The organism is Methylobacterium sp. CCH7-A2 (genome assembly GCF_001557075.1).
Taxonomy (GTDB): Bacteria; Pseudomonadota; Alphaproteobacteria; order Rhizobiales; family Beijerinckiaceae; genus Allobosea; species Allobosea massiliensis.
This window is the reverse complement of the sequence record NZ_LSKN01000246.1, coordinates 1-21,111: the sequence shown is the minus strand read 5'-3', so window position 1 is coordinate 21,111 and position 21,111 is coordinate 1. Positions and strand designations below refer to the sequence as shown.

Genomic DNA, 21,111 nt, shown 5'->3' with positions numbered 1-21,111 from the left:
TCCAGTCCTCGCCGGACGCCGGGACGGGAGCGTCTCGGCACGGGCAACATCGTCTCGCTCGCTCTGTCGCGGCGGGCGCTAACTCTGGCCTCGGCGATAGCGGTCGAGCACCGCCATCATCGGTTTGGGCCGGAAATCGGCATCCAGCGGCAGGGGTCGGGCTCTAGCCTTGTCCTGACGCGGAAAGGTCTCGTGGATCCAGGAATAGCGGTCGCTCAGGCCCCAGGTGACGATGGCCTTGGGCCGGCGGACGGAGGCGATGGCGTTGAGGAACGTCCCGACCAGGCTCGCGGCGGCCCGGTCGCGCGTCGCGGCATCGGCGGGGAGCTTCCAGTCGATCACGTCGAGTTCGGTGATCTCGACGTCGAGGTCGAGCTTGCCGAGCTCGACCATGAAGTTTTCCAGCCCGTCGATGTCGAGCGGGCGGTCGGCATAGAGATGCGCCTGCATCCCGATGCCGTGGACGGGGATGCCCTTGTCCTTGAGCCGGCGGCAGAGATCGAGCGCGATGCGGCGGCGCGCCGCCGTACCGGCGCCCGGCTCCTCGAAGTTGAAGTCGTTCAGCACGAGCCGCGCCTTCGGATCGGCCGCGGCCGCGGCGCGGAAGGCGATCTCGACATGGGCGGGCCCGAGCAGCCGCTGCCAGATCGTGTCGCGCATCGGTTCACCCGGCAGCGGCTCGAAGCGGATGACCTCGTTGACCACGTCCCAGGTCGCGATCCTGCCCTTGTAGCGGTCGACGACCGTGCTGATGTGCTCGACAAGCTCGCGCTCGGCCTCGGCCCGGCTGGTCATGTCCCTCGCCCAGGGCGGCAGCGCCTCGCCCCAGAGCAGGGCATGGCCACGCAGGGCCTGGCCGTTGCGCTCGGCGAAAGCGACGATCTCGTCGGCGCCCGAGAAGTCGAAGCGGGCGCGGTCGTGGCGCAGCGCCTCCCATTTCAGGTCGTTCATCGGGACGATGACGTCGCAATAGCGCTTCAGCGCCTCGCGATAGCGCGGATCGGCCCGGAAGGTCTCGATCTGGGCGGCCGACCCGATGGGTATCGGCCGCGCCGCGCTGACGCCGGCGGCTTGCGCGAAACCGGTCGCGGCCAGACCCGCGGCGGCGGCCAGCGCAGCGCGCCGGGTCAGGCCGTCGATGTGTCGATCCGGATCGGGCTGTCGCATGAGCGGGGACGGTTCCGTTTCGTTTAGGGTCGTTCAACGCCTGTCGGCTAGGGTGGCGCCTCGACGCCGTCCGGATGAGGCAGAAGCCGGGCCAGACGGGCCCACGCGCATCCTGCGCGCCGCGAAAACGGACCTCATGCTGCCAGACCGCGCCGCCATTTTCGCCTACCTCACCATCCTGAGCGGCTCAGCCGGCCGGCTCGTGATCTCGCTTGTCTACTTCCTCATCGTTGCGAATACGTTGACCCTCGGCGAATTCGGTCTGTTCGCAACGGCATCGGCCACCGGCCTCATCCTGTCGCGCATGCTCGCCTTCGGCTTCGTCTCGCCGGTCTACCGGGTCGCGACGGTGAAACCACGGCTGCTGGGGGCCTATCTGGCAGGGTTTTCCGCTCTCGCCCTGCTCTCGCTGCCAGCGATCGCCGCGGTCGCCGCCCTGGCCTATGTCTTCCTCTTCGCGGAGCGGCTCGCGGCGCTGCCCTTCGCGCTGATCCTGGTCGCGGAAATCCTGTGCTGGCGGCTCGTCGAGGTCGTCGCGATCGTCAACAACGGGCTGCGGCGCTTCCGCCAGGCGGCCCTGCTCGTCATCCTCGGCTCATCGCTGCGCACGGTCGCCGCGCTGCTGTTTGCGGCTTTCGGCCGGCACAGCCTCGAGATCTGGGTCTTGGCCTATCTGGCGGCCACGACGGCGACGCTGAGCCTCGCGCTGATCTTCTTTCTGCCACCGCTGCGGTTGCGCTTCGTCCGCCGGCTCTATCCGCGCCGAATGGCGGACGCCGTCTATGCCGGGGCGGCCGAAATCGTCTTCTATGTCCAGGCCGAGCTCGACAAACTGCTGATGCTGGCGCTGGCCGGGGAACGCATCGCCGGGCTCTACGCCATCGCCATGCGCGTCATCGACCTCACCGCGATGCCCGTGCGCAGCTTCAACCAGATGCTGGTCCAGAAGATCATGAAGGACCGGGGTTTCGCCGGCGGGGCCGGCCGGCTCGCGCTGGTCGAGGCCGGCATCGCCACCATCTCGATCGGCGGGCTGCTGGCGGTGATCATTGCGCTCTGGCCCTTCCCGGGGCTGCTGGGCCGGAACGTCAGCGAAGCGGCCTATCTCTTCCTGCCGCTGCTTCTGGTCCCGGCCTTCCGCAATCTGGTCGAATACCATGCCGAGCTGCTCTATGCGCGCGAGCGGACCGGCTCGCGGATCGCGCTCCTGCTGGCGATCACCGGGCTGAAGGCCGCCCTGCTCTCCTGGGTGATGCTGCGCTTTCCGGCAGACGACGCCTGGGCTCCCTGGCTCAATCTGGTCTTCGGCGCGGTGTATGTCCTGTCGGCGGCGGTGACCTACAGGCTGCTGGCGCAGGCGGGGCGCGGCGTCACTGCGTCTCGAACAGGGCCCTGATCGCCTCGACCGGCTCGCCGATGAAGGACTGCACGCCGACGGCGACCTGCCAGGGCTCCAGCACTTCCTCGAAGGAGCGCAAGCCCTCGATCGCCCCGGCCTCGCCGCCCCAATAGACCTTGCAGAGTTCGCGCGGGTCCGGCCAGTGACGCGCCCGGTCGAGCCCCAGCACGCGTTCGACGAAATAGCCGTAGATCACATATTCCGAGAAGCCGCGGCGCGAGGCGATGGCACTGACCCAGTCGCGCCCGCTGGTGCTCTCGATATGGTCCATGAGCGCGCGGACGTTGTCGCGGCGCCAGCTCACCATGTTGTTGATGTAGTCGGGGCTCGGAAAATCCGGCGCGGGCAGGCCGAGCAGACCCGCCGCGCTGTCGCACCAGCCGCGATGTTCGCGCATCTCCGCGGCGATGCCGTCGGGCTTGCGGTAGAGCCGCACGCCGTCCTGCGTCGCGAGGCTGGCGACGTCGAAGGGCCGCAGGAAGAGCATGTCAGAATCGGCGAAGAGCACGACATCCTCGTCGCTCTTCAGCGGCAGGGCGAATTTGCGCAGCTGCTGGGCATGCCAGCCGCGCAGCGGCGGGACGCCGCGCAGCAGGGCGCGGGGGCCGGTCCAGACGCGACGGCGACCGAGGCTGAGCGGATCGGGCCAGGATTTCAGCCAGACCGGCAGCAGCTCGAATTCGGCGATGACGCGGCGGCGCGGGCCTTCGAGCGGGCGAAACAGGGCGACGTCGGCATCCTCGACCAGCAGATAATGCGCGGCGTGGCCGGTGACGAAGCGGTCGATGCTGGCGCAGAGCAGCCGGCAGCGCTCGACATCGCCGGCATAGCTCGGCGTCGCGATGGCGAAGCTCTGCGTCACGGCTGCGGCCTGCCGGTCCGCAGGCGCTGGCGCAGGATGCGCAGCAGGAAGAGCGGGTTGCCGAGGATGTAGCGGCGCCAGAGCCGGGCCGGCTCGCACCGGAGCCGGTAGAGCCATTCCAGCCGCGCTCGGCGCCAGGCTTCCGGCGCGCGCGGCACCTCGCCTGCGAGGAAATCGAACAGCGCGCCGACACCGGCCGCGACCGCCGCATGCTGCGGGCCTAGCGTTTCGGCGATCCAGCGCTCCTGGCGGGGATTGCCGAGGGCGACGAGCAGGAGATCGGGCGGGGCGGCTTTCAGGGATGCGAGCAGTACGGCTTCGCCTGCGGCGTCGAAGAAGCCGTCGCCGGCGACGCGGAAGCAGTGACGGGGATAGCGCTCGGCCAGCTTCGCAGCGGCCCGCTCGGCCACGCCGGGCCTCGCGCCGAGCAGAGCGATGGTCAGCGCGCGGGTCTCGGCCTCGAGCAGGGCCGGGATGAAGTCCGTTCCGTTCAGATTGGCCGGGAAGCTGTCGCCATGGAGCAGGCGGCTCCCCAGATCGACTCCGATTCCGTCCGGCAGGACGAGGAAGCCCGCAAGCTGCCGCAGCAGAGCCGGATCGGCCGCTGCGATGTTGACGAGGTTGGCGTTGCAGAAGGCGAGCTTGACGTGTCGGCCGCTGCTCATCGCCTCCGACAACTCCGCCAGCGCCGCGCTGCGAGACAGCAGCGCAACGGCAATGCCGCCGATGTCGCGCTGCGCGATGCCGGCCGGCCGCGCCGCCGGCATCGGAGTGTTGCGAGGGAGGGTGAGGCTGGCGGGCAAGGCTCGGGCGATCCTGGAGGAGGTCAGTCGGCGGCGTCTCGCGCCGATGGTCGGCGCCTCTTGGTCATGACGCAATGCCGGCGGGAATCAAGGCGAAGACGGCGGGGTGGTGAACGGCCTCTTCAGCCGATGCGCGAGGCCGGGTTAACCGGCAAAGCCCCTGAAATCACGCGATGTTCCGGAACGGGGCGGCGGCGCGGCGCCGGCTCGCGGAAGATCTCGCGCCCTGTGCGGGATCGGCACGGGAACAGGCCGCGCGTCCCGCTTCGGAACAGCCCAGGCCACAACAGCGGATCGGCGATCATGGTTAACGAATCGTTGCGGCCCGGCACCAGCAAGGCATCGACGCCGCCCGCGCGATCTTGTCCCTGCGGCCTTCGACCCCCTAGGGTGCGCCTCCAACGAGTCAGGGGCCGACCATGAACCAGATCGATCTGCAGGGAAGAACCGCCATCGTCACCGGAGGCGCGCAGGGCATCGGCCGCGCCGTGGCGGAGCGCTTCGCCGCCAGCGGCGCCTATGTCGCGATCTGGGACCTGGACGGCGCCCTCGCCGCCAAGACGGCAGCGGAGATCGGCGGGACGGCGACCGGGCTCGGGATCGACGTCACCGACGCGGCAGCGGTGAAAGCCGCCGCCGACGCGCTGGAGGCCAAGCAGGGCAGCGTCGACATCCTCGTCACCAGCGCCGGCATCGCCGGGGCCAATCTGAAGACCTGGGAGTATCCGCTCGACGAATGGGCGCGGGTGATGAAGCTCAATGTCGACGGCACGCTGCATTGCTGCCAGGCGGTGATCCCCGGCATGATCAAGCGCAACTACGGGCGTCTCGTGCTGGTCGCCTCGATCGCCGGCAAGGAGGGCAACCCCAACGCCTCGGCCTATTCGGCCTCGAAGGCGGCGGTGATCGCGCTGACCAAGTCGCTCGGCAAGGAGCTCGCGACGCAGGACATCGCGGTGAACTGCATCACACCCGCCGCCGCCCGCACCCGCATCTTCGACCAGATGACCGAGGAGCATATCGGCTACATGCTCGCCAAGATCCCGCGCGGGCGCTTCCTGCTGCCCGAGGAGGTCGCCTCCATGGTGGCCTTCCTCGCCTCGGCCGAGAACAGCTTCACCACCGGCGGCGTCTTCGACCTGTCGGGCGGCCGGGCGACCTACTAGGACCACATGATGGCAGCCTCGCTTCCCTCCGCCGCCGTCCTTGGCGCGCGCGCCTTCGCCGCGCTCGAAGGCCTCGCCCGCTTCTCCGACGAACCCGGCAAACTGACGCGGCTCTATCTGTCGCCCGCCCACCGGCAGGCGGCCGAGTGGACGAAAGGCGCGATGGAGGTCGCGGGGCTGACCGCCTTCATCGATGCGGCGGGGTCGGTCCAAGGCCGACGCGAGGGTCCGGTTCCTGGCGGGCCATCCGTCATGATCGGCTCCCATATCGATACGGTGAAGGATGGCGGGCGCTTCGACGGCAATCTCGGCGTCGTCGCCGGAATTCTCGCGGCGCAGGCGCTGCGTGATGCGGGAATCGTCCTGCCCTTCGCTCTTGAGGTGGTGGCCTTCGGCGACGAGGAGAATGTCCGCTTCCCGACGCATCTCTCCACCTCGGGCGCGCTGGCGGGCGATTACGACCCGGCCTGGCTCGAGGCGCGCGATGCGGACGGCGTGCGGCTCGCGGATGCGCTCGTCGCCTTCGGCGGCGACCCCGGCGGCATCGCCGGGCTGGCGCGCAAGCCGGGATCGGTGAAGGCCTATCTCGAGGTCCATATCGAGCAGGGGCCGGTGCTCGAGGTCGAAAACGAGGCCGTCGGCATCGTCACCGCGATCAATGCCCAGAGGCGCGCCCGCGTCCGCGTGACGGGCGAGGCCGGACATGCCGGCACCGTGCCGATGGCGCTGCGCAAGGACGCGCTGACGGCGGGGGCCGAGATGGCGCTGGCGCTGGAAGGAATCGCCGCCGGGCACGAGCAGGCGGTCGGCACGGTCGGCGTGTTCCAGGTCGAACCCGGCGCGACCAATGTCGTGCCCGGTGCGGTCTCCTTCACCGTCGACATCCGCTCGCCCCGCGACGAGACGGTCGCGGCAATGGAGGCGATCGTCAGGGAGCGCTTCGCCGCCATCGCGGCGCGGCGCGGCGTGGGGCTCGACATCACCACCTATGCCAAGGCTTCCGCGGTGCCGATGGATCCGACGCTGCAGGAGGCGCTCAGCGCCGGGATCGCCCGAATGGGCGTCAATCCGACCCCGCGACGTCTGCCCTCGGGCGCGGGTCACGACGCGATGGCGATGGCCGCGCTCTGCCCGGCCGCGATGCTGTTCGTGCGCAACGAGAAGGGCATCAGCCATTCGCCCCTGGAGGCCATGACCGAAGCCGATGCCGGCATCGCGATCCGGGCGCTGCTGGAGGCGATCCTTGAACTGGCGCGGCGCGAAAACTGATCGAGGTCAAGACGGGGCGCGACACCGCGTGCCATTTCGCCTGTCCGGCCCTAGGCTTTAGAAAGCGCGCGCCGCAGGAGGCAGGCGATGGACCACGAGACTTTCTTCCGCGAGGAGCTGGACGGCCTGCGCCGCGAAGGCCGTTACCGCGTCTTCGCCGATCTGGAGCGCCAGGCCGGCCGTTTTCCGCGCGCGACCTATCATGGCGAAGGTGGCCCGCGCGAGATCACCGTCTGGTGCTCCAACGACTATCTCGGCATGGGCCAGCACCCGGCCGTGCTGGCGGCGATGCACGAGGCGATCGAGCGCTGCGGCGCCGGCGCCGGCGGCACCCGCAACATCGGCGGCACCAACCACTACCACGTCCTGCTGGAGCAGGAGCTCGCCGACCTGCACGGCAAGGAAGCCGCGCTGCTGTTCAATTCCGGCTACATGTCGAACTGGGCCTCGCTCGGCACGCTCGCCTCGCGCATCCCCGGCTGTGTCGTGCTGACGGATGCGCTCAACCACGCCTCGATGATCGAGGGCATTCGCCATTCGCGGGCGGAACGGCACATCTTCGCCCATAACGACCCCGACGATCTGCGCCGCAAGCTCGCCGCGCTCGATCCGGCGCGGCCCAAGCTGATCGCCTTCGAATCGGTCTACTCGATGGATGGCGACATCGCTCCCATCGCGGACTTCTGCGACATCGCCGAGGAATTCGGCGCGATGACCTATATCGACGAGGTCCACGCGGTGGGCCTCTACGGGCCGCGCGGCGGCGGCGTCAGCGAGCGCGACGGCCTGGCCTCGCGCCTGACCGTGATCGAGGGCACGCTCGCCAAGGCCTTCGGCGTGATGGGCGGCTACATCACGGGCTCGGCGGCGCTCTGCGACTATGTCCGCAGCTTTGCCTCGGGCTTCATCTTCTCGACCTCGCTGCCGCCGCCGGTCGCGGCCGGCGCGCTCGCCGCGATCCGCCATCTCAAGCAGAGCCAGGAGGAGCGCGAGCGCCATCAGGAGCGGGTGGCGACGCTGCGCCGGCGCCTCGACGCCGCCGGGCTGCCGCATCTCGCCAACCCCAGCCACATCGTCCCGGTGATGGTCGGCGACCCCGTGCTGTGCAAGGCGGTCAGCGACGAGCTGCTCGAACGCTTCGACATCTATGTCCAGCCGATCAACTACCCGACCGTGCCGCGCGGCACCGAGCGGCTGCGGATCACGCCCTCGCCGCTGCACTCCGATGCGGATATCGACCATCTCGTCTCCGGGCTGAGCGCGATCTGGGGCCGGGTGGGGCTGCAGCGGGCGGCCTGAGGGCTGCTGCCGACCGCAAGGCGTTTCACGTGAATCGCCGCGGCGGCCCGTGTCGCCTGCGGGCGCAAGCGGTGCCACCCCTTGATACCGCGGGCGCCGCTGAACATGTTGGCGGCTCCCCTCCCGCGAACCGCCGAGGCCGAATCGCGATGTCAGACGCTTCCTCCGCCCCGACGATGCACGCGACCACCATCCTGATGGTGCGCAAGAGCGGGCGGGTCGTGATCGGCGGCGACGGGCAGGTCTCGCTCGGCCAGACCATCATGAAGGGCAACGCCCGCAAGGTGCGCCGGCTCGCCAAGGGTGCGGTGATCGCGGGCTTCGCCGGCGCGACCGCCGACGCCTTCACGCTGTTCGAGCGGCTCGAAAGCAAGCTGGAGCAGTATCCGACGCAATTGCTGCGAGCCTGCGTCGAGCTCGCCAAAGACTGGCGCACCGACCGCTATCTGCGCCGGCTAGAGGCGATGCTGCTGGTCGCCGACAAGGAGGTTTCGCTGCTGATCTCGGGCACCGGCGACGTGCTCGAGCCGGAGGCCAGCGAGCATGGCTCGGTGATGGCGATCGGCTCCGGCGGCAACTACGCGCTCTCGGCGGCACGCGCGCTGATCGATGTCGAGCCCGACGCCGAAGCGATCGTGCGCAAGGCGATGAAGATCGCCGGCGACATCTGCGTCTACACCAACCATTCGCTGGTGATCGAAACGCTGGAGGCGGCGTGATCCTGGAAGAGGACCTCGACGCCGCCGTCGAGGCCGGCGTCATCGACCGGGCCCAGGCGATCCGCATCGCCCATCTGGCCCGGCTGCGGCTTGCTTCGTCGCCGGCCTCGCCCGGCGCCGAGAGCCCATCCCGGCCGGACCCCGACGACGAGCGCTTCCGTCTGATCGGTGGGTTCAACGACGTTTTCGTCACCATCGGCGTCGGGCTTCTGGCGGCCGCGGTCCTGGGGCTTTCGAGCGTCCTCGGCTTCGGCCAGGTCTTCGCCTTGACCTCGCTGCTCGTCTCCTGGGGACTGGCCGAGTGGTTCTCGCGCCGGATGCGCCTCGCTTTGCCCTCGATCGCGCTGGCGCTGATGTTCGCCGCATCCGGCGGCTTTCTCGGCGTGGTCGCGATCGGGCTTGTCGCAGGAGACGGCTTCTCCGGTGCAAGAGCGGATGGCTGGGGCTATCTCGGGGCCGGGCTCGGCACGGTCCTGGCGGCCGCGCTCCACCATTGGCGCTTCCGCGTGCCGATCGACGGCGCGATCGGCGGGCTCGGAGGGCTGGCCATCGCAGCCGGGCTGATCGAGCGGGCCTCCCCAGGCTTCGTCGGCGGCCATCTGTATCCGCTCGCGCTCGCGGCTGGCCTCGCAATCTTCCTGGCGGCGATGCGGCTCGACCTCAGCGATCCGCTGCGTCGAACCCGCCGCTCGGACGTCGCCTTCTGGCTGCACCTGCTCGCTGCGCCGCTGATCGTCCACCCGGTCACGCAGGCTGCGATCGGCGATGTCGGCCGCATGGGAACGGCCGCCGCCGGCGCCACTTTGGCGGTGTTCGCGCTGCTCGCGCTGGTGGCGCTGGTGATCGACCGCCGGGCGCTGATCGTCTCCGGGCTGAGCTATGCCGGCATCGCGGTGGCGCATCTGATCTCGCGCGGCGGCTCCGGAGATCTGCATTTGCCGCTGACGCTGCTCGGGTTGGCAGTGGTGGTGCTCGCGCTGTCCGCAGGGTGGCGCAGCCTGCGGCGGCTCCTGCTGCCGCGCGTGCCGCTCGGTGGGCTGCGGGCGAAACTGCCGCCGGCGGAGCCCGCGTGAGCGCGCCGGTGTCCCATGACATCGCCTTCCGCCCTGTCGAGGCCGGGGATCTGCCTTTGCTCGCGCGCTGGGTTGCGCAGCCGCACTGGCAGGAGTGGTGGGGCGATCCGAAGACCGAAGTCGGCTACATCCGCGACATGATCGAAGGTCGTGACGACACCTGCTCGCCCTTCCTGATCATGCTTGATGGCGAGCCGGCGGGCTATATCCAGGTCTGGCGGATCGGTCCGCACCAGATCCCCGCATGGACCGCCGAGAGCCCCTGGCTCCTTGAGGTCCCGGCCGAGGCCGTCGGCGTCGATCTCTCTCTGGCCGATTCGCAGCGGCTGTCGCAGGGGATCGGCTCGGCCGCGCTGCGCCAGTTTGCGGTGAACCTCCTGGCCCAAGACCACGAGACAATCCTGATCGATCCCGACCCGGATAACGGGCGCGCCGTCGCCGCCTATCGCAAGGCGGGCTTCCGAGCTGTCCCCCATCTCGAAGGCCGGACGCCCGGCGTCCTCATCATGCAGTTCCAGCAGGATTCAGACCTGACATGACCTCTTTCTCCCCCCGCGAGATCGTTTCCGAACTCGACCGCTTCATCGTCGGCCAGAACGACGCCAAGCGCGCGGTCGCGATCGCCTTGCGCAACCGCTGGCGGCGGCAGCAGCTCGAAGGGCCGCTGCGCGAAGAGGTCTCGCCGAAGAACATCCTGATGATCGGGCCGACCGGCTGCGGGAAGACGGAGATCGCGCGCCGCCTTGCCAAGCTGGCGAATGCGCCCTTCCTCAAGGTCGAGGCGACGAAGTTCACCGAGGTCGGCTATGTCGGCCGCGACGTCGAGTCGATCGTGCGCGATCTGGTCGAGATCGCGATCGCGCTGGTACGGGAAACGCGGCGCAAGGACGTGGAAGCCAAGGCGCATCTGGCCGCGGAGGAGCGCGTGCTCGACGCGCTGGTCGGCGTCAATGCCAGCCTCGCCACCCGCGATTCCTTCCGCCGCAAGCTGCGCGCCAACGAGCTCGACGACAAGGAGATCGAGATCGAGATCGCCGCCGGTGCGGGCCCCAGCGCCCCGATGTTCGAGGTGCCCGGCATGCCCGGAGCCTCGATCGGCGCGATCAACCTCTCCGAGATGTTCGGCAAGGCTTTCGGCCAGAAGGGCAAGCCCCGGCGCGTCCTCGTCAAGGATGCCTATGGGCCGCTCCTGACGGAAGAAAGCGACAAGCTGATCGACCAGGAGGCGATCGTGCAGGCGGCGATCCGCGAGGTCGAGAACAACGGCATCGTCTTTCTCGACGAGATCGACAAGATCTGCGCCCGCGAGGGCAAAAGCGGGGCCGATGTCTCGCGCGAAGGCGTGCAGCGCGACCTGCTGCCGCTGATCGAGGGCACGACGGTGGCGACCAAGCATGGCGCGGTGAAGAGCGACCACATCCTGTTCATCGCGTCGGGGGCCTTCCACGTCTCGCGCCCGTCCGACCTCCTGCCCGAACTCCAGGGTCGCCTGCCGATCCGCGTCGAGCTCTCGCCCCTCGACGTCGACGATTTCCGGCGCATCCTGACCGAAACCGAGGCCAGCCTGATCAAGCAGAGCGTGGCGCTGATGGCGACCGAAGACGTGCGCGTCGATTTCACGCCGGATGCGATCGACGCAATCGCGCGCATCGCCGTGGATGTGAACTCCACCGTCGAGAACATCGGCGCGCGGCGGCTGCAGACGGTGATCGAGCGGATTCTCGACGAAATCTCCTTCACGGCGCCCGACCGCTCCAGTGAGACGGTGACGATCGACGCAGCCTATGTGCAGTCCCGCATCGGCGATCTCGCGAAGAACGCGGATCTGAGCCGGTTCATTCTGTAACCCACCGTTGAAGGAAGGGCGGCGATGCCGGCGGAACCCGCGAAGCTCGCCCGCAACTCGCTCGTCGTCGGGCTGGCGACGGTCTTGTCGCGCCTGCTCGGTTTCGCGCGCGACATGCTGATCGCGCGGATGCTCGGCGCCGGGCCGGTGGCGGACGCCTTTCTCGTCGCCTTCCGCCTGCCGAATCTGATGCGTCGCGTGCTGGGCGAGGGCGGGCTGAACGCGCCCTTCGTGCCGGTTTATCTCGATCTTCGCACCATGGAGGGCGCGCAAGCCGCGCGGCGCTTCGTCGGCGAGGCCTTCGCCTGGCTGGCGCTCGGCGTCGGGGCCGCCACGGGACTCGGCCTGCTGCTCGCGCCCTGGCTGGTGCTCGCCATCGCGGGCGGCTTCCATGACGCGCCCCAGACTCTCGCGATGGCAACGGCATACACGCGGATCGCGCTGCCCTTTCTCGCCTTCACCACGCTCGCTTCGCTGCTCGCCGCGGTGCTCAATTCGGAGGGACGCTTCCTCGTCGCCGCACTGGCGCCGTCCCTGCTCAACCTTGTCCTGATCGCCGCCCTGATCGTCGCGCTGACGACCGGCATGCCTTCGGTGCAGGGGGCCGCGCTGATCGCCGCCGCCGTCAGTCTCGGCGGCGCCCTGCACCTCCTGATGATCATCGTCGCGCTCTGGTACGGCAACATGCCGCTGGTCCGGCCGCGGCTGAGCTGGTCGCCCGCGATGACACGACTGCTGCGGCTGGGCGGCCCGGCCCTGCTGGCGGCATCGACTTCGCAGCTCGTGCTGCTGGTGTCGACCCAGATCGCCTCGGTTCAGCCGGGCGCAGTGTCATGGCTCTACTATGCCGACCGGGTCTTCCAGCTACCGCTCGGTTTCGTGGCTGTGGCGATGGGCGTGGTGCTGCTGCCGGCCATTGCCGTCTGCGAGACCAGCGGCGACGCGGCCGGCCGACGCGACATGATCAACCGCGCTCTGGTGCTGGGGCTGGCGCTGGCGATCCCCGCCGCCGTTGCCCTCGGCTGGCTGGCGGAGCCGATCATCTCCGTCCTGTTCGAGCGCGGTCGCTTCACCGAGATCGACCGCATCCGAACGGCCGCTGCGATGCAGGCCTTTGCCGCCGGCCTGCCATTCGCCGTCATCGCCAAGGTCTTCGCCCAGGTCTATTTTGCCCGCCAGACGCCGCGCTTGCCGCTCTATGCCGGGCTGGCGGCACTCGGCGTCGCGATCCTGGCCGGGCGGCTGTCGGTGCTCCCCATGCCTGCCACCAATGCCGCCGCGGCCGCGACGCTCGCCTTCGTCACGCAAGCCTGCGTGCTCGGAAGTTTCCTCGCGCGGGACGGACTCTGGCGACCGCGCCTGCCGCTGCTCAGGCCGATCCTGTCCGTGCTGGCTGCGAGCGTTCTCATGGTGGCGGCGCTCGCGGCGCTGATGCCCTGGCTGGAGGAAGCTCTCTCGACCCGGTCGGCGCTGCTGTGGCGCGTGGCCGCGCTTCTGACCCTGTGCTGCGCCGGCGGCCTCGTCTATGCGGCAGCGGGACGGATGCTCGGCGCCTTCCGCCTGCGCGAGCTCAGCCGCCTCGGCAAGCCCATCTGACGCCAGAGGCCAGGCTTGCCCTTGCGCCTCGGGCGGGCTTCGGCCAGAACGCGGCACTCCAGACGACCCCACCCTTGCGGGAGCGCCCCGATGGCGACCTTTCACCAGCGCGTCTTCTCCGGCATGCAGCCGACCTCGACGCTGCATCTCGGCAATTATCTCGGCGCGCTGACCAACTGGGTGGCGATGCAGGAGACGCATGAGTGCATCTATTGCGTCGTCGACATGCACGCGATCACGCAGGGCCTCGACGTCTGGGGCGGTCCGGCCGAACTGACGCGCGCCACCCGCGAGGTCACGGCGGCCTATGTCGCGGCCGGCGTGGACCCTCAGCGCAGCATCATCTTCAATCAGAGCCAGGTGCCGCAGCATGCGGAACTGGCCTGGATCTTCAACACGGTCGCCCGGCTCGGCTGGCTGAACCGGATGACGCAGTTCAAGGAAAAGGCCGGTAAGGATCGCGAGAACGCCTCGGTCGGCCTCTACGATTACCCCGTGCTGATGGCCGCCGACATCCTGCTCTACAAGGCGACGCATGTGCCGGTCGGCGAGGACCAGAAGCAGCATCTCGAACTGACGCGCGACATCGCCCAGAAGTTCAACAACGATTTCGGTGCGCAGATCGCGCAAAAGGGGCTCGGCACGGGCGAGCTCGGCTTCTTCCCGCAGCCCGAGCCGATGATCCAGGGGCCGGCGCCGCGGGTGATGAGCCTGCGCGACGGCACCAAGAAGATGTCGAAGTCCGACGCCTCGGACAATTCGCGCATCAACCTCACCGACGATGCCGAGACCATCGCCCAGAAGATCCGAAAGGCGAAGACCGACCCCGACGCGCTGCCATCCGAGGAGAAGGGGCTGGAGGGCCGGCCCGAGGCGGAGAACCTCGTCGGCATCTATGCCGGGCTCAACGGCCAGACCAAGGCGCAGGTTCTCGCCCAGTTCGGCGGCGGGCAGTTCTCCGGTTTCAAGGCGGCACTGGTCGATCTCGCCGTGGCGAAGCTCGCGCCGATTGCCGGCGAGATGCGCCGGCTCCTGGCCGATGTCAGCCATATCGACGGCATTCTCGGCGCGGGCGCAGAGCGGGCGGAAGCGATCGCCGCCCCCATCATGCGGGACGTCAAGGACATCGTCGGCTTCGTGCGGCGCGGCTGATCGGTGCGGCCCGACCTCAAGGCGCGGGCTTGCGCTGACGTTGCGGCGCGAGCCACCATGTCCGTTCCCGAAGCGGCGGCAGGGCGAGATCGATGGTAAAGCGACGGCGGTCCTACGAGACGGGCCATCGCCCGAAATTCCTCGCGGTCGTTGATGACAGCGTCGAATGCGCCAAGGCGGTCCGCTTCGCGGCGCGCCGCTGCGCGCGGCTGGGCGCCGCGATCGTGCTTCTGGGCGTCATCAAGCCGCCCGAGCACGAGACCTGGCTCGGCGTCGGCGAGGTCATGCAGGCGGAGGCCGAGGCCGAGGCCGAAAAGCTGATCGACGCCGCTGCGGAAGCGGTGCGCACCTTCGCCGGGCTGGAGCCGGAGCGCGTCGTGCGCACCGGCGACAAGGCGGACGAGGTGGTCAAGCTGATCGAGGCCGACGAGGACATCTCGCTGCTCGTCCTTGCCGCCGGTGCCGGCCGCGACGGCCCCGGACCACTGGTCAGCGCGCTCGCCGGCAAATCGGCCGCCAGCTTCCCGATTCCCGTCGCGATCGTGCCCGGCCACCTCGAAGACGAGGAAATCGACGCGCTGGCATGACGGTGCGCGCTGCGGCCCACCCGCTTCGCGCTGGAATGATTCGCGACAGGCGCCTATATCTCGCCGATGGAACGGCGGCCTTGAACCGTCCGGGACCGGAGACTCCAGCATGTTCATCCAGACCGAAGCCACGCCGAACCCGGCGACCCTGAAGTTCCTGCCCGGCCGCACCGTGATGCCGGACGGCACGCTCGAGTTGCGCGACGCCGAGCAGGCCGAGCGCTCGCCACTGGCGCAGCGCCTCTTCGGCGTCTCGGGCGTGTCCGGCGTCTTCCTCGGCGCGGACTTCATCACCGTGACCAAGGCCGGCGGCGAGTGGCCGCATCTGAAGCCTGCGATCCTCGGCGCGATCATGGAGCATTTCATGTCCGGCGCACCGGTGCTGGCGAGCGGCTCGCAGGCGGACGTTACGGAAGAGGGCGAGTTCTTCGCGCCCGAGGACGCCCAGACCGTCGAGACGATCAAGGATCTGCTCGAGACACGCATTCGGCCGGCGGTGGCTGGCGACGGCGGCGACATCACCTTCCGCGGCTTCAAGGACGGCACGGTCTATCTCGCGATGAAGGGCTCCTGCTCGGGCTGCCCCTCGTCCACCGCGACGCTGAAGCACGGCATCCAGAACCTGCTGCGCCACTTCCTGCCGGATGTGCGGGAAGTCGAGGCGATCTGATCACCTAGCCGCCTGTCGAGAATGACGTCCCGCGTGCAAGATTACCCGACAGGCAAGGCCTAGGCTGATGCGCATTCTCGCGATCGACACCGCGCTCGGCGCCTGCTCGGCTTGCGTGCTGGAGGCCGGGGCGGCCGAACCCGTCGCGATCGAGCAGGTCGCGATGGAGCGCGGCCATGCCGAGGCGCTGATGCCGCTGATCGAACGCGTGATGAAAGCTGTTCCGGGCGGGTTCTCGTCGCTCGGGCGTGTCGCCGTGACGGTCGGACCGGGCAGCTATACCGGCCTGCGCGTCGGCGTCAGCGCGGCGCGCGCGATCGCTTTCGCCGCGAAGATCCCAGCCGTGGGCGTGACGACGCTCGCCGCCTGCGCCGCGCCTCTGGTCGGCCGCGAGAGCGGGCGGGTGATCGCCGCCGCGCTCGACGCCAAGCACGGCCAGGTCTGGTTCCAGGCGCTGAGTTCGGAGGGCCGGCCGATCGTTGCCTTACGTCAGGTGAGCTATCGCGATGCGGCGCGCGCCATCGGGGCCGGTCCGGTCAGCCTCGTCGGCTCGGCTGCGCTGGCCGTCGCCAACGAGGCCTGGGCGATCGGGCTCGATGCGCTGGTGATCGACGATTCGCGGGCGCCCGACGTGACCTGGGTCGCCCGGCTGGGGTTGATCGCGGATCCGGAACAGGCACCGCCGCGGCCGCTCTATCTGAAGGCCCCGGAGACGACGCCGCAGGACCGCGCGCGCCTGCCGCGGCGCTGAGAAGGGCGAAACGCCCCGATGACGCAAGGGTATTTGCCGCGCCCCCGGGCTGTGCCATCAAGCGCCATGGACTGGCTGCGGCGACTCCTCCATCCCGAATCCTGCCCGGCGCGCACGGCGCGGCTCGACGCGCGCCACGCCCGCGACGTGGCGGCGCTGCATGGCCAGGGCGGCTTCGCGCGCGGCTGGGAGGCGGGCGAATGCGCCGCCCTGCTGAGCGACGCCAGCGTCGCGGCGGACGGTGTCTTCACCGGTCACCAGACTCGACCGGCCGGCTTCGTGATGTCGCGCCAGGCCGCCGACGAGGCGGAGATCCTCTCGATCGTGGTCGCGCCCGCCCATCGCGGCAACCGTCTGGGCGCCAATCTCTTGGGCGCCCACCTCTCCCGCCTGGCGGGGAACGGGGTCGCGCAGGTCTTCCTCGAGGTCGAGGATGGCAATGTCGCGGCCGAGCGGCTCTACCGCCATCTCGGCTTCCGCGAGGTCGGCCGGCGCAAGGGCTATTATCCGAAGCCCGACGGCAGCAGGGCCACCGCCGTCGCCATGCGGCTCGACCTGGCGTGACCCCGCCGCTGACGCCATGATGTCGCTGCCGCCCGGCGCGCTCCTGCGGGTCGCGGTTTTCGCCGCCGGCACGGTCGCGCTGCTGCCGGTGCAATGGCTGGTCATGCGGCTGGCGCCCGCCCGCGCCACCGCCATCCCGCGCCTGTTCCACCGCATGACCTTGCGCTGCCTCGGCGTAAGGCGGCGCGTGCGCGGCACGCCGCCGCCGAAGGGCGCGGCCGGGCTGATCGTCTCCAACCACGTCTCCTGGCTCGACATCTGCGTGCTCGGCGCCGAAAGGCCGCTCAGCTTCGTCGCCAAGAGCGAGGTGGCGGGCTGGCCGGTGATCGGGGTTCTCGCCAAGCTTCAGCGCACCGTCTTCATCGACCGGTCGCGGCGGGCGGCGACCGCCGACGTCGCGGCGACCATGGGCGAGCGGCTTTCCGCCGGAGAGGCGGTCGTGCTCTTCGCGGAGGGCACGACGGGCGACGGCACCCGCATCCGGCCGCTGCGTTCCTCGCTCCTCGGGGCGGCCCATGAGGCGCTGGGCAAGGGCGAGTCCGATGCTGAGGCGGACGTGGCCGTCTATCCGCTGACGATCAGCTATACGGGCTTTCACGGCATCGCGGGCGGACGCTTCGAACGCGCGGCGCTGGCCTGGTATGGCGACTCCCCGCTCGTTCCGCATCTGCAGGCGATCCTGCGCGCCGGGGCGATCGACGTCGAGCTCGCCTGGGGCGAGCCGATCGCGATGGGCCGTTCCACCTCGCGCAAGGAAGCGACCCGCCGGGCGCAGGAGACGATCCGCAAGGCGCGCCAGGAAACCGTCAGCGGGCGGCCGCTGCCGTGATGCCCGCTGCTGGCCCGGTCGTTGCTTGGCCCCCGGAGCCGTGCCGGGCGTTCCCTCGCGGCGCGATCCGGAGTAAGGAGACGGTTTGGAGACCAGACCCGGCGCGATGAAGAAAGTTCATATCAAGTCCTTCGGCTGCCAGATGAACGTCTATGACGGCCAGCGCATGGCCGACATCCTGGGCGAACAGGGCTTCGAGGAGACGGCGACGCCCGAGGGCGCGGACCTGATCCTGCTGAACACCTGCCATATCCGCGACCGGGCGGTGCAGAAGGTCTATACCGAACTCGGCAAGCTCCGCGACATCAAGAATTCGCAGAAGGCGGAGGGGCAGGACACGCGCATCATCGTCGCGGGCTGCGTCGCCCAGGCGGAGGGCGCGGAGATCCAGCGGCGGCAGCCGGCGGTCGATCTCGTCGTCGGGCCGCAGGCCTATCACCGCCTGCCCGAGCTTCTGGAGCAGGCGCGCGCCAGGCGCGTCGTCGATACCGACCTGCCGATCGACGACAAGTTCGGCCATCTGCCCGCGCCGCGGCCGCAGGCGATACGCCAGCGCGGCATCTCCGCCTTCGTCACGGTCCAGGAAGGCTGCGACAAGTTCTGCGCCTTCTGCGTCGTGCCCTATACGCGCGGCGCCGAGTTTTCGCGGCCGGTGGCGCAGATCATGGCCGAGATCGAGCGGCTGGCGGCCTCGGGGGTGCAGGACGTCACGCTGATCGGCCAGAACGTCAATGCCTATCACGGCGAAGGGCCGGATGGTCGCATCTGGGGCCTGGCGCGGCTGATGCACCGTGTCGCCGAGGTGCCGGGGATCGCCCGCATCCGCTACACCACGAGCCATCCGCGCGACATGGACGACGATCTCATCGCCGCGCATCGCGACCTGCCGCAGGTGATGCCCTTCCTGCATCTGCCGGTGCAGGCCGGCTCCGACCGAATCCTCGCCGCGATGAACCGCAAGCACAGCGCCGAGGATTATCGCCGGCTCATCGACCGAATCCGGCAGGCGCGGCCCGATATCGCGCTGTCCTCGGATTTCATCGTCGGCTTCCCTGGCGAGACGGATGCCGATTTCGAGGACACGATTCGTCTCGTCGACGAGATCGGCTTCGCCTCGAGCTATTCCTTCAAGTATTCGCCGCGCCCGGGCACGCCGGCCGCCGAGCTCGACGACGCCGTCCCGGCCGCGGTGATGGACGAGCGGCTGCACCGGCTGCAGGCCCGGATCGAACATCATCGCCAGGCGTTCAACCATGCGATGGTCGGACGCACCGTCGACGTGCTGCTGGAGCGGGCGGGGCGCCATCCCGGCCAGCTTGCCGGGAAATCGCCCTACCTTCAGGCTGTCCAGATCGAGACGGAGACGAATCAGATCGGCGAGCTCGTGCAGGTGGTGATCGAGCGGGCGGGCTCCAACTCGCTGTTCGGCCGCAAGGCCGAGGCGACCGGCGCTGCCGCAGGCAAGCCCTCCTCCGAGGATATCGCCGCGTGAGCCCCGTTCCGTTGCGTTCCACGCGTCCCTGTCATCAGCCTGCCACCGTCGCACCGGCTGATATGATCGTTGCACAGGGTAGACGACCCGGCCTCACGCTCCTGTCCGGCCGGAACAGGCGCCAGGGAGACGACGCCATTGGCACAGGCTGACACGACGACACCCCGCCCGGACCGCAGCCCCCGCCGCGAGGCGACGCCGACACGCATCGACGGGCTGACGCGGGATGGGCTGCCGGCGACCGAGGTGCTGCTCTCCTTCGACGACAACCGCCTCGCCAGCCTCGTGTTCGGCCATTACGACCAGAACCTCGCCCATCTCGAGCGGCGGCTGGGCGTGGTCATCAGCCCCAACGGCAACCATGCGACGGTCAAGGGGCCGCGCGAGACCGCCGAGCAGGCCGGGCGCGTGCTGAAAACGCTTTACACACGCGCCAAGGCCGGCGCGCCCGTGACCCTGGGCGAAGTCGACGGCGCGATCGAGGAAAGCAACGTGCAGCGCTCGCTGTTTCCGGCGGCCGATGCCGGCAAGGCCTCCTTCGACGCGATCGTCACGCGCAAGCGCGGCCCCGTGCGGGCGCGCAATGCGGCGCAGGACGCCTATCTGCGCCAGCTCAAGCGCAACGAGCTCGTCCTCGCCGAAGGGCCGGCCGGCACTGGCAAGACCTGGCTCGCGGTCGGCCATGCGGTGTCGCTGATCGAGCAGGGCGTCGTCGAGCGCATGGTCCTGTCGCGCCCCGCCGTGGAGGCGGGTGAGCGGCTCGGCTTCCTGCCCGGCGACATGCGCGAGAAGGTCGATCCCTATCTGCGGCCGATCTACGACGCGCTGAACGACTTCATGGAAGCGCGCCATGTCGAGCGCGCGCTGCAGACCGGCATGATCGAGATCGCGCCGCTGGCCTTCATGCGCGGCCGGACGCTGACCAATGCCGTGGTGCTGCTGGACGAGGCGCAGAACGCGACCTCCGTGCAGATGAAGATGTTCCTCACCCGCCTGGGCGAGGGCTCGCGCATGATCATCACCGGCGACCCCTCCCAGATCGACCTGCCGCCGGGCCAGCGCTCGGGGCTGATCGAGGCGGTAAAGCTGCTCTCGGGCGTCGAGGGCGTCGGCTACGCCAAGTTCGAGGAGGGCGACGTCGTCCGCCACGACCTCGTGCGCCGCATCGTCATGGCCTATGAGACTGCTGCCCGGCGCGAGCGCGAGGAGCGCGAGGAGCGCCTGCGCGCGCCGCTCCCGCAGGCGCCGGTGGAGGACGAGATGGATGGCCTGAAGCGGACCCTGTCGCGGGAGCGGCCGCGATGACCGATCGACCTCGCGCGCGGCGTTCGGCGCCGCGCCCCGAGATCCGTTCCGACAAGCCTCCCGTGCCGCCCGCACTCGCCCTGCGGGCGCAGTCGCGGCAATGGCGCGCGCTGGGCGACCTGCCGGCGCTGCGGGCCCATGCTACAGAGGCGATCGAGGCCGCGCTGGCCGTGGCTCCGGTCAAGCCCCTTCCTGGCGCCGAACTGAGCCTGCTGCTGACCGACGACCGGCGCATCCGCATCGTCAACCGCGACTGGCGCGGCTTCGACAAGGCGACGAATGTCCTGTCGTTCCCGGCCGCTCCGGCAGACCGGATCGGTGCGAGCCCCGTCCTCGGCGACATCGTCATCGCCTATGAAACGGTCGCGCGCGAGGCGGAGGCCGAGGGCAAGGCCATCGCAGATCATTTCAGCCATCTCGTGATCCACGGCCTGCTGCATCTGCTTGGCGAAGATCACGAAACCGAAACGGAGGCCGAGCGGATGGAAGGGCTCGAAGTCGCGGCTCTGGCCCGCCTCGGAATCGCCGACCCCTATGCCGACGGCGAACTCGTCACCCCGCC

21 protein-coding genes are annotated in these 21,111 nt (G+C 69.6%); 18 read left to right on the top strand and 3 right to left on the bottom strand.

Annotated features, from left to right (window positions below; all coding sequences use genetic code 11):
• Positions 1-78: 78 nt before the first annotated feature.
• Positions 79-1,167 (bottom strand): endo-1,4-beta-xylanase, encoded by a 1,089-nt coding sequence (locus AX750_RS18950; protein WP_066718934.1) that lies wholly within the window; start codon positions 1,165-1,167, stop codon positions 79-81.
• Positions 1,168-1,303: 136 nt separating this feature from the next.
• On the opposite strand from AX750_RS18950, the gene AX750_RS18945 reads away from it, so the two are divergent.
• Positions 1,304-2,563, top strand: coding sequence for a hypothetical protein (locus AX750_RS18945; RefSeq protein ID WP_066718937.1), 1,260 nt, complete (start codon positions 1,304-1,306; stop codon positions 2,561-2,563).
• Here AX750_RS18945 and AX750_RS18940 read toward each other — a convergent pair.
• Positions 2,538-3,428 (bottom strand): DUF6492 family protein, encoded by an 891-nt coding sequence (locus tag AX750_RS18940; RefSeq protein WP_066718940.1) that lies wholly within the window; start codon positions 3,426-3,428, stop codon positions 2,538-2,540. The two genes, AX750_RS18945 and AX750_RS18940, sit on opposite strands and share 26 nt — an antisense overlap.
• Entirely contained in the window at positions 3,425-4,231 is an 807-nt protein-coding gene (locus AX750_RS18935; RefSeq protein WP_245282446.1) for a WecB/TagA/CpsF family glycosyltransferase, read from the bottom strand. Before AX750_RS18935 ends, AX750_RS18940 begins: the two co-directional genes overlap by 4 nt.
• A 419-nt stretch (positions 4,232-4,650) precedes the next feature.
• Between AX750_RS18935 and AX750_RS18930 the strand changes: the two genes are divergently transcribed.
• From AX750_RS18930 to ybeY, 17 genes are all read left to right on the top strand, one after another.
• Positions 4,651-5,397 (top strand): SDR family NAD(P)-dependent oxidoreductase, encoded by a 747-nt coding sequence (locus AX750_RS18930; RefSeq protein WP_066718944.1) that lies wholly within the window; start codon positions 4,651-4,653, stop codon positions 5,395-5,397.
• Between the two features lie 9 nt (positions 5,398-5,406).
• A complete protein-coding gene (locus tag AX750_RS18925; protein ID WP_245282445.1) occupies positions 5,407-6,666 on the top strand; it encodes an allantoate amidohydrolase in 1,260 nt (419 codons plus the stop codon).
• An 87-nt stretch (positions 6,667-6,753) separates the two neighbouring features.
• Positions 6,754-7,965 (top strand): 5-aminolevulinate synthase, encoded by a 1,212-nt coding sequence (gene hemA, locus AX750_RS18920; protein ID WP_066718949.1) that lies wholly within the window; start codon positions 6,754-6,756, stop codon positions 7,963-7,965.
• A 149-nt stretch (positions 7,966-8,114) separates the two neighbouring features.
• A complete protein-coding gene (gene hslV / locus AX750_RS18915) occupies positions 8,115-8,684 on the top strand; it encodes an ATP-dependent protease subunit HslV (protein WP_245282444.1) in 570 nt (189 codons plus the stop codon).
• Positions 8,681-9,757, top strand: a complete 1,077-nt coding sequence (locus AX750_RS18910; RefSeq protein ID WP_066718952.1) for a hypothetical protein — start codon at positions 8,681-8,683, stop codon at positions 9,755-9,757. The genes hslV and AX750_RS18910 overlap by 4 nt, the downstream gene beginning before the upstream one ends.
• The gene (locus AX750_RS18905) at positions 9,754-10,296 is read left to right on the top strand and encodes a GNAT family N-acetyltransferase (RefSeq protein WP_245282443.1); all 543 of its coding nucleotides are present in this window, start codon (positions 9,754-9,756) and stop codon (positions 10,294-10,296) included. Before AX750_RS18910 ends, AX750_RS18905 begins: the two co-directional genes overlap by 4 nt.
• Complete coding sequence (gene hslU, locus AX750_RS18900; protein WP_066718955.1) at positions 10,293-11,603, top strand: ATP-dependent protease ATPase subunit HslU; 1,311 nt, start codon at positions 10,293-10,295, stop codon at positions 11,601-11,603. Before AX750_RS18905 ends, hslU begins: the two co-directional genes overlap by 4 nt.
• A gap of 24 nt (positions 11,604-11,627) precedes the next feature.
• Positions 11,628-13,199: a murein biosynthesis integral membrane protein MurJ gene (gene murJ, locus AX750_RS18895; RefSeq protein ID WP_066718961.1), complete on the top strand. Its 1,572-nt coding sequence runs from the start codon at positions 11,628-11,630 to the stop codon at positions 13,197-13,199.
• A gap of 90 nt (positions 13,200-13,289) precedes the next feature.
• On the top strand, positions 13,290-14,351 hold the full coding sequence (trpS, locus tag AX750_RS18890; protein ID WP_066718963.1) for a tryptophan--tRNA ligase: 1,062 nt from the start codon (positions 13,290-13,292) through the stop codon (positions 14,349-14,351).
• A 92-nt stretch (positions 14,352-14,443) separates the two neighbouring features.
• Positions 14,444-14,938 (top strand): universal stress protein, encoded by a 495-nt coding sequence (locus AX750_RS18885; protein WP_066718966.1) that lies wholly within the window; start codon positions 14,444-14,446, stop codon positions 14,936-14,938.
• 109 nt (positions 14,939-15,047) lie between these two features.
• Positions 15,048-15,608: a NifU family protein gene (locus AX750_RS18880; RefSeq protein WP_066718969.1), complete on the top strand. Its 561-nt coding sequence runs from the start codon at positions 15,048-15,050 to the stop codon at positions 15,606-15,608.
• Positions 15,609-15,675: 67 nt separating this feature from the next.
• Positions 15,676-16,359: a tRNA (adenosine(37)-N6)-threonylcarbamoyltransferase complex dimerization subunit type 1 TsaB gene (gene tsaB, locus AX750_RS18875; protein ID WP_066718972.1), complete on the top strand. Its 684-nt coding sequence runs from the start codon at positions 15,676-15,678 to the stop codon at positions 16,357-16,359.
• 66 nt (positions 16,360-16,425) lie between these two features.
• The gene (locus AX750_RS18870; RefSeq protein ID WP_066718983.1) at positions 16,426-16,923 is read left to right on the top strand and encodes a GNAT family N-acetyltransferase; all 498 of its coding nucleotides are present in this window, start codon (positions 16,426-16,428) and stop codon (positions 16,921-16,923) included.
• Positions 16,924-16,942: 19 nt separating this feature from the next.
• Positions 16,943-17,752 carry a lysophospholipid acyltransferase family protein gene (locus AX750_RS18865; RefSeq protein ID WP_067254850.1) on the top strand — a complete coding sequence of 270 codons (810 nt, stop codon included), beginning with the start codon at positions 16,943-16,945 and terminating at the stop codon, positions 17,750-17,752.
• Positions 17,753-17,858: 106 nt separating this feature from the next.
• Positions 17,859-19,244 carry a tRNA (N6-isopentenyl adenosine(37)-C2)-methylthiotransferase MiaB gene (miaB, locus tag AX750_RS18860; RefSeq protein WP_066718989.1) on the top strand — a complete coding sequence of 462 codons (1,386 nt, stop codon included), beginning with the start codon at positions 17,859-17,861 and terminating at the stop codon, positions 19,242-19,244.
• Positions 19,245-19,451: 207 nt separating this feature from the next.
• Positions 19,452-20,549 carry a PhoH family protein gene (locus tag AX750_RS18855; protein WP_082733163.1) on the top strand — a complete coding sequence of 366 codons (1,098 nt, stop codon included), beginning with the start codon at positions 19,452-19,454 and terminating at the stop codon, positions 20,547-20,549.
• Positions 20,546-21,111, top strand: a 566-nt coding sequence (ybeY, locus tag AX750_RS18850) for an rRNA maturation RNase YbeY (RefSeq protein WP_082737733.1), incomplete at its 3' end; no start/stop codon positions are given. The genes AX750_RS18855 and ybeY, both read left to right, overlap by 4 nt.

Coding starts and splice junctions, on each gene's coding strand:
- AX750_RS18950 (WP_066718934.1), bottom strand. CDS start 1,167: ATGCGACAGCCCGATCCGGATCGACACATCGACGGCCTGACCCGGCGC.
- AX750_RS18945 (WP_066718937.1), top strand. CDS start 1,304: ATGCTGCCAGACCGCGCCGCCATTTTCGCCTACCTCACCATCCTGAGC.
- AX750_RS18930 (WP_066718944.1), top strand. CDS start 4,651: ATGAACCAGATCGATCTGCAGGGAAGAACCGCCATCGTCACCGGAGGC.
- AX750_RS18925 (WP_245282445.1), top strand. CDS start 5,407: ATGGCAGCCTCGCTTCCCTCCGCCGCCGTCCTTGGCGCGCGCGCCTTC.
- hemA (WP_066718949.1), top strand. CDS start 6,754: ATGGACCACGAGACTTTCTTCCGCGAGGAGCTGGACGGCCTGCGCCGC.
- hslV (WP_245282444.1), top strand. CDS start 8,115: ATGTCAGACGCTTCCTCCGCCCCGACGATGCACGCGACCACCATCCTG.
- hslU (WP_066718955.1), top strand. CDS start 10,293: ATGACCTCTTTCTCCCCCCGCGAGATCGTTTCCGAACTCGACCGCTTC.
- murJ (WP_066718961.1), top strand. CDS start 11,628: ATGCCGGCGGAACCCGCGAAGCTCGCCCGCAACTCGCTCGTCGTCGGG.
- trpS (WP_066718963.1), top strand. CDS start 13,290: ATGGCGACCTTTCACCAGCGCGTCTTCTCCGGCATGCAGCCGACCTCG.
- AX750_RS18885 (WP_066718966.1), top strand. CDS start 14,444: ATGGTAAAGCGACGGCGGTCCTACGAGACGGGCCATCGCCCGAAATTC.
- AX750_RS18880 (WP_066718969.1), top strand. CDS start 15,048: ATGTTCATCCAGACCGAAGCCACGCCGAACCCGGCGACCCTGAAGTTC.
- tsaB (WP_066718972.1), top strand. CDS start 15,676: ATGCGCATTCTCGCGATCGACACCGCGCTCGGCGCCTGCTCGGCTTGC.
- AX750_RS18870 (WP_066718983.1), top strand. CDS start 16,426: ATGGACTGGCTGCGGCGACTCCTCCATCCCGAATCCTGCCCGGCGCGC.
- AX750_RS18865 (WP_067254850.1), top strand. CDS start 16,943: ATGTCGCTGCCGCCCGGCGCGCTCCTGCGGGTCGCGGTTTTCGCCGCC.
- miaB (WP_066718989.1), top strand. CDS start 17,859: ATGAAGAAAGTTCATATCAAGTCCTTCGGCTGCCAGATGAACGTCTAT.